A 14,182-nucleotide genomic window follows, 5' to 3' on the forward strand; every position below is an offset into this window, starting at 1 on the left:
CCGGGTCATTTCTTGCAGGTGCTATCAGGTAATGATGTGTTGCTGGTTTACAAGCTCGTCGTAGGTGGTCTGAACGTTGTCCAGCGTAACGAGCGTAGATTTAGTGTAGGCGGCTCCCGTGCCGTCACGGTCGATGGAGATCACAGTATTGTTACCGCTTTGTGAAACAGAGACATAGTTCCCCAGCGTCGACGCGCTACCGTTCCAGCCCACCAGCAGATCGCCAATGTCGATCTTGTCTCCCTGCGACAGGGAGAAGTTCGTCCAGTGGTCACCCGTGCTGTTACCTGCGGTGGCGTTACCCGCCGTAGTGTTCAACACCTGATAAATCAGCGTGTCGCCGTAGGCCGTGCCGCTAATCACATCGTTATGTTCCGAACTGACAAATTTCGGTGCCATATTGATGGTCAGCGAGGCGGTATCCCGGGTGCCGTTAGCGTCGGTCAGGGTGTAGTTAAAGACCTCCTTGCTGGTGATGGTAGAGAACGATATCCCCGGGTTGAGTGTGTAGGTGTAACTGCCGTCTGCGGCAATCGCCAGCGTGCCGTAGTGACCCGTGATGTTTACCTGCGTGCTGCCGGTGTAAGGATCCAGCGTGGTGGTTACGCCGTCGTAGCCGGTAATGCTGAGACGGGTATCCACCGAGTGCAGCTGGTCCATCGCGCCCGCGGAGCCGGTGCCGTCGAAGATATTGCCGTCAACGGTGTGGGTGCCCGTGGCGTCAAACTGCGACAGGGAGTAGCTGGTCCCGGTGACGCTTGGGGTAACGGTGATATTTCCCACCCCCAGCGGTCCCATTCTGCCGGTATAGTTCAGCGTATAGGTTCCCGCTTCCAGATCGAGGCCCGTCAGGTTGATCGTCGCCCTGCCGCCCAGCAGCAGCCCGCCGTTAAATGAGCCGGATCTGAGGGTGGTGGTGCCGTTGGTCAGCGTCCAGTCGACCGTTAACCCGGTAAGGGTCAGCAGCGAGGCGACGTTAAACGACAGAACCACGTTATGCAGTGCAGTATTAGGATCCACCACGAAGGTCCCGCTTCCGCTGCCCTGGGTTGAGGCAAGCAGCGCGGCGTTCCAGCTCGCCGACCCGACGGTGGTATCCGAGTATGCGGCGGTGCGGTGCACCGAGTTCACGTCCATCGCCGTGCTGACATCGTTCACCGCGTCCATTGGCTGCGCGGTCGGGGTGATGTTCAGCGATGCCGTGTCTTTCGAGCCGTTCGGCGCGGTGATGGTGTAGACGAAGGTATCTGGGGTGCTGATGCTGTCAGCGCCGACTCCGCTGTCCAGGGTGTAAGTGTACTCCCCGGCTGCGTTGATCCGCAGCGTACCGTACTCGCCGGTGATCTCCGTCAGGCCGCTGCTGTTCACCGCCACGCCGTTAACGTCGGAGACCACGGTACCTGCTGGCGCAATATCATCCGCCAGCACATCCCCGGTCGTGCTCTCGCTCACGCTTGCCACGCTGTAGACATGATCCTGCAAGACGTTCAGCGTGTAGGCCGTCAGCGCGGTGATCCCCGCCGCCGTATTGAGCAGGAACAGGTACTCGCCAGCGGGCAGGTTCAACGTCAGCTGCGGGGAAGTGCCGCCCAGCAGCGGCGCGCGCAGCCAGCCGGGTTCAACGCGCATCTGCTCGAAGGTCTGCGTCGCATTGTTGAACTTATAGATGTAGAGGTCGAACACCGAGGCCAGCGCGACGCCGCCCACGGACGCCTGAACGGTCATGGTGCGGGTGGTGCCTTCTTCCACGTTATAAATGATCGGGTTGGCCAGATCGTCCAGCAGGTTCAGCCCCAGGGTATTGCCAAGGTTGATCCCCACCAGGGTAAAGCCGCCCTGCGACGAGGTGCCGTTGTTGATCGCCTCCACGGTGGTGTCGAAGGTCAGCGAGGCGGTATCGTCCACGGCCACGATACCGCTGCTGCTGGTGCCTTCGCCCAGCGACAGAACCAGATTTGCCGAGGCGCTGGTGCCGTTATGGGTGATGGTGTAGGTAAAGTTCTCCGTGCGGCCAATGACGGCGGCGCTGGTGTTGGTCAGGTTATAGGTATAGCTGCCGTCCAGGTTGATGGTCAGCGTGCCGTATTGCCCCTGAATCACCGTGCCGTCAGCCGTAACGCTGGTGGTGGTGCCCTGGGCGTTGGTGACCGTAGTGACGGTGGTGCCCGCCGGGGCGTTGTCGCTGCCTGCGGTTGGATCCACGTCAGTGATGACGTTCCCGACAACGCTGGTCTCGCCGGACACGGTGCCTGCGCTGGTCTCTTTCACCGCCACATCGAGGCTGGTGTAAGAGCCGGTTGCCAGCAGGTTAGTGTTGTAGCTCAGGACGCGATACTGACCATTCGCCAGCCCGTTCAGGTTCAGCGACACCCCCGTCGCGCCGAGGGTCAACAGGTCAGCGAACTGCGGCTGTCCGGTATCGACCACGGTGGTCCAGGTGTTGTTGGCGGCGTCAAAGCGCTGTACCACCAGTTCAAGGGTATTGAGCAGGGAAAGAACGGCACCCGTGGCGTTGGCGTTCACGGCAATATCCGCACTGCCGCCGTTGCCGACGGTGAAACCTACCTGCGCGGTGTCGTTGCCGAGCAGCGTCAGCACGTTACCTAAGGCGCCTACCAGCAGGAAACCATAGTCGCTGTACTGCGAGTTGGTCACCGTGGCGGTGGTCGTGAGCGCCAGTTCTTCAGCGTTGGTGCTGGCAGAGAGCGGCACCACCGGCGCAAGGGCTGAGCCGGGCAGCGAAACGTTGCCTGCCGCATCGGTGGCGGTGATTTGCAGCGTCTGACCTTCCGTCTGTTTATTGAGGAAGGTGTAGCTCCAGGAACCGTTGCTGTCCGCCGTGGCGGTGACCGTTGAATTATCCGCCAGGCGGATGGTGACGGTGCTGCCCGCTTCAGCGCTACCGGTCAATACGCTGCCGTCTGCGTTGAAGGTCCCGGTTGGAGCCGTTGGCGCAGTGAGATCGACAATGACGGTGGTCGACGTGGAAATCGGGCTGGTGCCCGAGCCGTTGCTCGCCGTGGCGGTGAAGGCATGCGGGCCTTCACTCAGCACCGGCGTGGTGAAGCTCCAGTTGCCGCTGGCATTCGCGGTGACCGTGCCCATCAGCACCCCGTTGTTATAGAGGGTGATGGTCGTGTTCGGCTGCGCCGTGCCGCTCAGGGTTGGCGTGGTGTCATCGGTGGTATTCCCGTTGGTAAGGTTGCCCGTCACCGTGCCGACGTTATCGTCGATGTTTGCGATAACCGGCGCGTTCGGGATCGTGGTGATCGGGGCAATCACGGAGGTGGTGATACCCGCGTTACCGGCCTTATCCGTAGCAAAGACGATCAGGGATTCACCGGCGGTCTGTGCAGGGGTGATGGTGGCGCTGAAGCTTCCGCTACCGTCCGCGACGGCCGTTCCAAGCACGGTTCCGGTGCTGCTGGTGATGGTGACGGTGCTTCCCGCTTCTGCTGTACCGGTGACCTGCGTCCCGTTGGTGATCACCGCCAGCCCGGTTGGGGCTGGTGGCGGCGTCAGGTCAACGTTAATCGTGATAATCGGTGAAGCCACGCTGGTATTGCCCGCGGCATCGGTGGCGGTTGCGGTGAAGTTATGCGCGCCTTCCGTCAGCGTGGTGCTGGTTTGCGGCAGCGTCCAGTTGCCGTTGGCATCGGCAGTGACGGTCCCCACCAGCGTCGTGCCGTCGTAAATACGTACGGTGGCATTGGCTTCTGCCGTACCGTTTAAGGTCGGACGGGTGTCGTTGGTTGGGTTGGTGCCAGTAACAGGTCCGGTGACGGTCCCCACATCATCCTCAATCGAGGTGATTGCCGGTGCGACAGGGGCGGTGGCATCCACATTAATGGTGTAACCGCCGGTCTGCGCGCTGGCGTTGCCCACCGCGTCGGTAGCGGAGAAGGTCAGATTATGCGGCCCGTCAGCCAGCGGGGTGGAAGGCGTAAAGCTCCACGCGCCGCCGGTGGCGACTGCGGTGCCAATCTGTACCCCATTATCAAAGATGGTGACCGTCGCGCCGGCTTCTGCCGTACCGGTGAGTGTTGGCCGCGCGTCGTTGGTTAACCCGCCGTTGGCGACAGGCGCAGCGGCGTTACCGACATCGTCGGTGATGCTGGTCAGCACCGGCAGCGCTGGCGGCGTGGTGTCAATGGTCAGGCTGAAGTCGGCGGACGACGTGCTGGTGTTACCCGCCTGATCCGTTGCTTCTGCGGTAAAGGTGTGTGACCCACTGTCCAGCGGCACGGTGATATCGACGGTCCAGTTGCCATCGGCATCGGCAGTACCGGTGCCCACCAGCGTGGTGCCCTCATAAATATTCACGGTGGCCAGCGGCTCGCTGGTCCCCACCAGACGCGGGAGAGGATCGTTGGTGGTCTGGCCGGAACCTATTGCCCCGGTGATGGTGCCAACGTCGTCAATCGCCTGGGTGATAACCGGCGCGACAGGCGCAGCCGTATCTACCACCAGCGTAAAGCCTGGTGAGGCAGGGCTGACGTTGCCCGCGGCATCGGTTACCGTGGCGGTCCAGGTGTGGCTGCCGTTTGCCAGCGTACCGGTGGTAAAGCTCCATACGCCGTCTGCGTCCGCCACGGCGGTACCCACTTCACGGCCACTTTCATAAATGGTGATGGTCGCGTTGGCCGCCGCGGTGCCGTTCAGTGTTGGCGTGGTGTCGTCTGTGCTTTGTCCCGAGGCGACCGGGCCCAGCACGGTACCAGCATCGTCAGTGGCCGGGGTAAAGACCGGTGCCTCGGGCACCGAGGTATCCACCGTCAGGTTGAACGGTGGTGAGGTGACCCCGGTATTGCCTGCGGCATCGGTGGCGTTGAAGGTAATGGTATGCGGCCCTTCACCCAGCGCGGTGGTCGGCGTGAAGGTCCAGTTACCCTGGGCGTTGACGACCGCCGTGCCGATTTCCACATCATCGACAATAACGTGCACCGTTGCGCCCACTTCCCCCGTACCGTTGAAGGTTGGACGGGTGTCGTTGGTGGAACCGTTGCTGGCGAGGGTTCCCGTTCCCGGGCTGACATCGTCTATTACCGTGGTAACCACCGGGGCCGCAGGCCCGGCGGTATCCACCGTAAAGGCGAACACTGGCGAGTTGGCGGAGACGTTTCCGACATCATCGCTGGCGTTAACGCGCAGGTTATACGTCCCGTCAGTCAGTACCGGATCCGGCGTAAAGGTCCAGTTGCCGCTGCCGTCGACCGTGGTGGTGCCAATCTCCACGCCGTTATTAAGCACGTGAATGATGGTACCCGCCTGGCCGGTGCCGCTGAGGGTTGGCGTGGTGTCATTGGTCACCTGCCCGGCGGTAAGCGGGCCGGTTGTGCCTCCCGGGGCGTTGTCGCTGACCGTAACGATCGTCGGCACCTGTGGCGCAGTCAGATCGATTTCGACGCTCCAGGCGTTGGACGGCTGGCTGACGTTGCCCTGCGGATCTGTGGCTCTGACGGTAAAGTCATGCGTCCCTTCGCCGAGGGCGGTTTCAGGGGTAAATGTCCAGGCACCGGTGCCGTCTGCTGCCACCGTACCAATTTGCGTAGCGCCATCAAAAATGGCGACGACGCTGTTCGGCTCGGCGCTACCGGTCAGGGTTGGCGTAGTGTCGTTGGTTGGATCGCCGCTTGGGACAGGCGTTGCCGCATTGCCTGCGTTATCCGTCACGCTGGTAATCACCGGCGTGGTAGAGACGGTGTCGACAACGATGGTGATCCCGGCCGACGGGGCGCTCTCATTGCCTGCCGGGTCGGTGGCGGTCACGGTCAGGGTGTGGTTGCCGTCGTCCAGCGCAGGCGGCGTGTAGCTCCAGGTGCCGGTCGGACCGACAACAACGGTGCCCAGCGGTTCGCCGTCATCGTACACCGTAATGGTGTCCCCGGCCGTGCCTGTTCCGGTCAGGGTAGGACGGTTGTCGTTGGTGCTCTGCCCGTCAGCGATTGGGCCGGTGACCGGGCCTACGTCATCGGTCACCGCACCGATGGCTGGTGCGGTCGGATCGGTAAGGTCGACGGTAACGGTCGCGACAGGCGACTGCCCGCTGGTCGCGCCGGTGGTGGTATTCGTGGCGGTGACGGCGAAGGTGTGTGGCCCTTCCGTCAGCGGCAGGAGCGGCGTGTAGCTCCAGTTGCCGTTGGTATCCGCAACGACAGTGGTCACCGGAAGCAGCGATCCATCCTGATAAATGGCGATCACGCTGCCCGGATCGGCGGTGCCGGTAAGGGTAGGCGTGGTGTCATTGGTGGTTTTATCTTTCACGTCGCCAATGACGGGATCGACGTCATCGTTGATCGCTGTAATCACCGGCACCGCAGGCAGATCGAGCGGAGAGTCCGGCACGTCAAAGGTGGTTGACGGGCTGGCATTGCCTGCGGGGTCCGTGGCGGTGAGCGTCAGCGTAGTGGCATCGAGTTGGGCCGGGGAGAGGGCGATGGTGAAGGAGCCTCCCGTCGCGACCCCGGTCCCGATGATATTGCCGTTGGCGTCTTTAACCGTCACCGTGGTTCCGTCATCTGCCGTACCGGTCAGCGGAGTGCCCTCCGCGGCAATGGCGATATTAGTTGGCGTTGCAGGCGGCAGGGTATCCACCGTTACGCTGAGATCCCCGGAGCTGGCGGAGGTATTTCCCGCCGCGTCACTCGCGGCCACGGAGAAGGTATGCGGCCCCTCGGTCAGCGCAGGGTCGGCGGTCCAGGACCATGTCCCGTTCGGCTGAACCTCCACGACCACCGGCGAGGCGACACCATCAACAGAAACGGTTACGCTCGAACCCGGCTCGCCAATCCCGGTGAGGGTTGGGGTACCGTCGCGGGTGTAAAGCACGCTGTTGGTCAGTTGGCTGTCAGAGACGGCGTCAATTTGCGGCACGGTCGGTGCCTGCGTATCGACCGTCACGCTAAAGACCGGGCTGACCGGGCTCAGGTTACCCGCGTCGTCCACCGCGGCGACGGTGATATTCAGCGGGCCATCGGTTTGTGTCGGCAGGGTGTATGACCACTCGCCATTGGCGATTTCAACGCGATCCACTTCCACGCCGTTGTTGTAGATAATCACCGTTTCGCCGGTCGTGCCGCCGCCGCCAATGACAGGTGTGTTATCGTTGGTTGAGCCTCCATTCTGAGCGCCGCCAATGGAACCGATGAGCGGGGTATCCGGGGCGAGGGTGTCGACCGTTATCGTGATACCGGTTGATGGCAGAGATTCATTGCCGGCTTCATCGGTGGCGGTCGCCGTGTATTGGTGCGTCCCTTCGCCAATGTTGCTCTCAGGACGCCAGCTCCAGTTACCGCTACCGTCCACCGTGACGCTGCCCACGGCCTGCGGCTCGCCTGTACCCACCTGGTCATAGATGGTAATGACGTCATTCGGCGTACCGGTGCCGCTCAGTACCGGGCGCGGATCGTTGGTGGTTCCGCCGTTGTCCACTGGCCCGGTGATCTGGCTTACGCTGTCTGTCACCGTCGGGATCCCCGGCTGGCCCGGCGCGTCGGTATCAATGGTAATGGTCACTGGCGTGGACGGTGCGCTTTCGTTCCCGGCGCTGTCCTGATTGGTCACCGTCAGGGAGAGATCGTAGGTGCCGTCAGGGAGCGGATCTTCCGGTGTCCAGCTCCAGTTACCGTCGCCATCGATCTCGGCTTCACCTATTTTGGTTGCGCCATCGTAAATGCTTACGGTATCTCCCGGCGTGCCCGAGCCGCTCAGGGTTGGTGTGGTATCGCGGGTGGTCTCCCCAGGATTCAGAGCCGTCCCCGGTGTGGCGCCGTCCGGGTTCACGGTGATCTCAGGAATATCCGGCGTTGCAGGCGCGGTCGTGTCGATCGCCAGCTCAAACGGTGGCGAGATGGTGGTATTACCCGCCTCATCCGTCGCGTGGACCGTCAGCGAATGCGGGCCGTCCGTCAGCGGCGTGGTTGGCGTAAAGCTCCAGCCGCCGCTGCCGTCAAGCACGGCCGTGCCGAGCAGGGTGGTCCCGTCATAGATAGTGATGGTGGTGCCTTCCGGTGCGGTTCCCTGCAGCTGCGGCAGCGTGTCATCGGTAGTATCCCCGCTGTTAAGCGGAACCTGCACAGTGCCGATGTTATCGGAGACGGTGTCAAGGGTGGCTGCCGGTGGCGGAGTGGTATCGACGGTAAAGGTAAAGCCGGGTGATGATGCGCTGGTGTTGCCGGCCGCATCGCTCGCGACGACGGTGAACGTATGCTGCCCGTTCCCTAATGCGGTAGTGGGCGTGAAGGTCCATGCGCCGCCGTTGTTCACAATGGCAGTACCAATATCCTGTCCGTCCAGGCGGATCGTCACGGTGGAGCCCGGCTCGCCGGTACCGTTCAGCGTCGGGAGCGTGTCGTTGGTGATTTGGTTGTTGTCGAGCGGCCCCGTGCGGCCCGGTACGTCATCAATGACCTGCGTAATGGCTGGAGCGCCCGGCGCGGCGGTATCCACCGTGATGCTCCAGGTGTTCGATGTCCCGCTGAGGTTATTGTTGGCGTCAACCGCCGTCGCCGTCAGCACGTGCCCGCCGTCGGGAAGATCCGTTTCCAGCGTGATGGACCACTGGCCGTCAGGCCCAACCACCGTGGTGCCGATTTCAGTGGTGCCGCTGTAGAGGGTGATCGTCGTGCCGGGCTCGCCCGTTCCGTTGATGGTCGGGGTTTTGTCGTTGGTGAGACCGTTCTGGCTGACAGGACCGGTGACGTCGAGCGCATCATCCTCCACGCCTGTGATGACCGGGGTTTGTGCCGCGGTGATGTCCGGCGCGTCAAACGGCGCGGTCGGGCCGGTGTTTCCGGCGGTATCGGTGGCATCTGCGGTCAGGGCTTCGCCGTTGGCTTTCGGCGGGATCAGATCAACGCTGAAATTACCCTGATCGTCGGCGACCGCTTCCCCGAGCTTAACGCCATTTTCACGAATGGTGACGGTGCTGCCCGGCTCGGCTGTACCGGTTACCGTGGTGCCGTCGGCAGAGATCACCACGTTTTCCGGTGCCAGCGGTGGCGTGCTGTCTGGCGCGTCGGCAAAGCCGGACGGACTGGTGTTGCCGCTACCGTCGGTGGCCGTCACTGCAAGGGCTTCGCCGTTGGTCTGGGCTGGCGAAATCGGGATGGTAAAGGTGCCGTCCGGACCGGCGGTGGCCTGGCCGATGATCGTACCGTCCGGCGCTTTAATAATAATCGTGCTGTTTGGCTCGGCGGTTCCGCTGACGCTTGCCCCGTCTTCCGCCACCACCAGGTTACCCGGTGCGGCAGGCGCGGTGATGTCCGCTGCGTTAACCAGCGCCGGTGAACTCTGGTTGCCTGCGGCATCGGAGGCGACCACGGAGATGATCTCGCCGTTCACTTGTGCAGGGTTCAGGTTGGCGACGTAGTTGCCGTTGCTGTCGGCAGTGGCGGTCCCGATTTGCACCCCGGCGTTGTTGGTGATGACAATTTTACTGCCCGGCTCGGCAGTACCGGTGATTTGCGTGCCTGTCGAATTGAGCGTCGCCTCCGGCATGTCTGGCGGCGTAAGATCGACGGTAAAGTTGATCGGCTGAGACAGGCCGCTCTGGTTGCCTGCCGCATCGGTTTCGCGCAGGGTAATCGAATGTGCACCCTCTGCCAGCGGCGTTGTCGGCGTGATGCTCCAGGTACCGTTCGGCAGAACCGTTGTGCTGCCAATCGCAACGCCGTTATCGTAAACCGTAATCGTGCTGCCTGGTTCTCCTCGGCCCGTCAGGCGGGGCTGCGACTCGTCGGTAAACTGCCCGGCGGTAATCGTGCCTTTCAGCCCTCCGGTGTCATCGTTAACGATAAATCCTGTCGGCACCGGCGGGGTGGTGACATCCACCGTTACGGTAAAGGCCGGCGAGGCCGGACCGGTGTTACCGGCGATGTCGGTGGCGCGTACGGTAAGCTGGTGGCTGCCTTCGCTCAGGTTAACCGACGGCGTAAAGCTCCAGCTTCCGTTGCTGCCTACAACCGCTGTGCCAATGGCAATGCCGTTATCATAGATGGTGACCGTAGAGCCCGCTTCCGCCGTGCCGGTGAGCTGCGGGCGCGGATCGTTAGTGGTGCTTCCGCTTCCGAGCACGCCGGTATTGGGCGCAACGTCGTCGGTCATGCCGGTGATGGCCGGGGCACCTGGTGCGACCGTATCCACCACGAAGGTCACCGCCGTGGACGCCGGGCTGGTATTGCCTGCCGCATCGGTCGCGGTGGTGGTAATGGCGTGGTTTCCTTCAGACAGGTTGGTCGACGGGGTAAAGCTCCATTTCCCGGTAGCATCGGCCGTGGCGGTGCCGATCGGCTTGCCGTTGTCATAGAAGGTAATAACGGTGCCAGCTTCACTGATGCCACTGAACGTCGGGCGTGCATCGTCCGTGCGTTGTCCGTTGCTCAGCGGGCCCGCTTCGGTGCCCACGTTATCATTGACGGTGACAATCTCGGGGGCAGCCGGCGCGGTTGAATCCGGTGCCGTGACCTGAACGCCCGGGCTGGTATTGCCGGACGGATCGGTGGCGGTGGCGGTGATCTGCTCCCCGTTGGTGAGCGGCGTGCCGAGATCGATAGTAAATTTCCCGTCGCTGCCAGCCTTGCCCGTTCCGATGGTGTTGCCATCGGCATCTTTCAGTGTCACGGTGCTACCCGGCTCAGCCGTACCGGACACGGTTTTGCCGTCAGGCGAAACCTCCAGATTGGCAGGTGCATCCGGCGCGGTGAGATCCGGTGCTGTGACCTGACCACCCTGGCTGGTATTGCCGGACGGGTCGGTGGCCGTGGCGGTGATCTGCTCCCCGTTGGTGAGCGGCGTACCGAGATCGATAGTAAATTTGCCGTCGCTGCCGACCTTGCCCGTTCCAATGGTGTTGCCATCGGCATCTTTAAGGGTAATCGTGCTGCCCGGTTCAGCCGTACCTGTTACGGTTTTGCCGTCAGGTGAGACCTGAAGATTAGTGGGAGCATTCGGAGGCGTAGTATCAGGTTCGGAAGGATTTCCCGGATTACCGGGATTCGGGTTGTTGTTATCGTCATCTCCGCCACCTCCACCGCCGGTTCCCGCCGCAATAGCAATCCCACCTGCGGCGGCCAGGCCACCCAGCACCCAGGGCCACGCAGCGGCGCCGCCGGCATCACTCCCTGACGCCGCCAGTAATGCATCGGTGGAGGCGATGGATTCATAGGTCGCGGCACCGGTTGGATCTTCAATCCACCACAGCGCTCCGTCACTCTCTTCAAGCACCAGCTGGCTTACGCCCTGCGCATCAGTGACGTAGAAATTCTTGAGAGTAATCACTTCGCCCGAATTGAGGGTAATCACCAGATCGTTTCCGCTGCGGGAGTAATCTGCGATGTTGGCTCGATCCACGTTAAGCTTAACGATTGAGGAGTGATCGAGTGTTATCTGTGTCCCTTCCGTGGTCGTTTCCACGCCAGTTAATTTAGATATAACAGATATTTGGCTCATACAGTTATTACTCCAGCAGAGTGATTGGTTACGGCGTGTCAAACAAAGCCATCGTTTCTGAAGGGATGAACGCGCTCCCGGCGAAAATACTGTTTAATAAACAGGATTTACCGTTACTTTCTTTAGCGCGACCGATGCCCGCCAGGATTAAAAGTGGCAACCTCAGGGCAAAGCTAATTATTTACATAGGAAATAGTTGTTTATTTATATGTTTGCGATTTATAAGCCTTATTATTTGTGCAGGTATTAAATTATTTCGTTATAAAAATGATATAGCTATAAATGTCTGAATACGCAAATTAAGTGTTCGTAAACCCAACGCGGCTATTGCAGGGGAGATTAATTGATAGCGTGAATATATTTCGTTAGCTATGAGGGCGCGTGGATAAAGGGTTTCGGCGTAAAAGGTGCAACCCTTAAAACGGTGCTGGTGGGGCGATATTAATAATTATAATATGCGATAAATATCTAATTTTGGTTAGGTTTAATTGCTGCTTAATTGTAGTTTAAGTTAGGGTAAAATATCTGGTGTATGATATATTTAAAACTCTCTCATTTATAAAATATATTTTTACGGGCGGGTTAATTTCTGCTACTCAAAAAAATTACGTATTTTCTTCTCATGTTTAATAAATAAAAGGCCGCAAGCGTGGCCTTTCAGAGGCTATCGGTATTAGCCTAAAGAAATTATGCCGATTTCCACGAGGGCAGCTAATGTCAAAAGAATAAAGAGGATAACAACTATTGGTCTGTACATTTTTAAGGTTCCATCCTTGTGTGAAGTCCTGCCCATCGTGTCCGTTGTCATTTTCCATGGTAATGACGTGCTGTCGTTGATGCTCATCAAAGGGATGCAGTAGATTGAGGAAAATCTGCATTCAGGGTTGGAACCATTTAACGCTGTGTGGGTTGCGTGGCGGGGAGCTGTCGCCACTGGCGGATGTGCTCGATCAGGGCTCTGAGCTTGGGGGCCATATTGTGGCGCTGGGGAAAATAGAGATAAAAACCAGGAAAAGATGGAAGAAACGCATCCAGTAAGGAAACCAGCTGTCCTGATTCAATGTACGGTGTGAAGGTGTCCTCCGTGGCAAAGGTTATACCACCGCCGGCCAGCGCGAGGCTGAGCATAAGACGCAGATCGTTAGTGGTGATTTGTGGTTCAATTGCCACATCGAAAGGGACGCCTGCTTCCTCAAACTCCCAGCGATAGGGGGCAACGTCCGGGGAAGGGCGCCAGCCGATACACCGATGAGCGACCAGCTCACGGGGGTGCGTCGGTGCGCTGTGTGTCGCCAGATAGGAAGGTGAAGCCACCACCCGTTCACGCTGCTGGCCCGTAAGGGGAATAGCGATCATGTCTTTTTCGATAACTTCGCCCAGCCTCACCCCGGCATCATAGCCCGCTGCCACGATATCGAATTCCTCATCTGACACGAAAACATCAAGCGATACCGCAGGATGCGCGGCCGTAAACGAGGCGAGCAGTGGGCCCGAAAGAAACGCTTCCGCAATTGAGGTGACAGCGATCCTGAGCTGTCCGCGCGGTATGCTGTCCGAGGTGACGTCGTCAAAGGCCGCCTCAATGTTGGCGATGGGCCCCAGCAACGATTTATGCAACCGTTCACCCGCTTCGGTGAGCCTTACCGAGCGCGTGGTGCGCATCACCAGCAGGGTCTGAAACCCATCTTCGAGACGTCTTATTCCCTGGCTGACAGCGGAACGGGTTATGCCCAGGCGCCCGGCGGCAGCGCTGAAGCTGCGTTCTTCGGCGACCGCCAGAAAAAGCGGTAACAAATTAAGATCGATTTTCATTGTTTAACATTGCTAACCAGTGAGTCCAGTAAAGGCAGGATACAAGAAACAATGGTCTGTATCTATGATTGCAGTGAACTCAACTGAAGGAGTAAAACATGAACAAAGTCATCTTAATTACCGGCGCCTCCAGCGGTATCGGAGAAGGTATCGCCAGAGAGCTCGGCAAGGCAGGCGCAAAAGTGTTCGTGGGTGCACGCAGGCTAGATCGCATCCACGCTCTGGCTGATGAAATCCGCAGCGCAGGAGGGGAGGCAGAGGCTCAGGTATTAGACGTTACCAGCCGCCAGTCGATGGCCGCCTTCGTTCAGGCAGCACGGGATAAGTGGGGCCGAATTGACGTACTTATTAACAACGCGGGCATTATGCCTCTCTCTCCGCTTTCGGCTGGCAAGCAGGATGAGTGGGAACGCACCATTGACGTAAATATCAAGGGCGTACTGTGGGGTATTGGTGCTGTTTTGCCGATTATGGAAGCCCAGGGCTCGGGGCAGATCGTCAATATAGGCTCGATTGGTGCCTTGTCCGTCGTGCCCACGGCCGCCGTCTATTGCGCGACCAAATTTGCGGTACGGGCCATTTCCGATGGTTTACGTCAGGAAAGTTCGAACATCCGTGTGACCTGCGTCAACCCTGGGGTAGTGGAAAGCGAACTGGCCTCGACCATTACGCACGAAGAAACCATGGCGGTGATGGATGCGTACCGGGCTATTGCTCTCAAACCGGCTGATATCGCTCGCGCCGTGCGCCACATCATCGAGGCGCCTGAGAGTGTCGATACCACCGAAATCACCATCAGACCTACGGCCTCTGCAAACTAACGTAGCGGGGGGGGGGACAGAACAACCCCACTCACCCCCCCCCCCCACACGCCTCGCCTGTCTAGAAGAAAAACCCACCCCCCCCCCACACTCCAGTTTGT

3 protein-coding genes are annotated in these 14,182 nt (G+C 60.0%); 1 reads left to right on the forward strand and 2 read right to left on the reverse strand.

Going from position 1 to position 14,182, the window contains the following annotated elements; genetic code table 11:
* Window positions 1-24: 24 nt before the first annotated feature.
* Window positions 25-11,448, reverse strand: coding sequence for a BapA/Bap/LapF family large adhesin (locus tag ACNQ0T_RS05830; protein ID WP_417929743.1), 11,424 nt, complete (start codon window positions 11,446-11,448; stop codon window positions 25-27).
* 894 nt (window positions 11,449-12,342) lie between these two features.
* Window positions 12,343-13,260 (reverse strand): LysR family transcriptional regulator, encoded by a 918-nt coding sequence (locus ACNQ0T_RS05835; protein WP_023306787.1) that lies wholly within the window; start codon window positions 13,258-13,260, stop codon window positions 12,343-12,345.
* Window positions 13,261-13,358: 98 nt separating this feature from the next.
* Between ACNQ0T_RS05835 and ACNQ0T_RS05840 the strand changes: the two genes are divergently transcribed.
* On the forward strand, window positions 13,359-14,081 hold the full coding sequence (locus tag ACNQ0T_RS05840; protein ID WP_023306786.1) for an SDR family oxidoreductase: 723 nt from the start codon (window positions 13,359-13,361) through the stop codon (window positions 14,079-14,081).
* Window positions 14,082-14,182: the final 101 nt, after the last annotated feature.

The sequence above is a fragment of the Enterobacter cloacae complex sp.6700776 genome, from assembly GCF_048284255.1.
Lineage (GTDB): Bacteria > Pseudomonadota > Gammaproteobacteria > Enterobacterales > Enterobacteriaceae > Enterobacter > Enterobacter intestinihominis.

What these genes read in the sequence shown, in the direction of transcription:
- ACNQ0T_RS05830 (WP_417929743.1), bottom strand. Translation starts at nt 11,448, where the DNA reads ATGAGCCAAATATCTGTTATATCTAAATTAACTGGCGTGGAAACGACC.
- ACNQ0T_RS05835 (WP_023306787.1), bottom strand. Translation starts at nt 13,260, where the DNA reads ATGAAAATCGATCTTAATTTGTTACCGCTTTTTCTGGCGGTCGCCGAA.
- ACNQ0T_RS05840 (WP_023306786.1), top strand. Translation starts at nt 13,359, where the DNA reads ATGAACAAAGTCATCTTAATTACCGGCGCCTCCAGCGGTATCGGAGAA.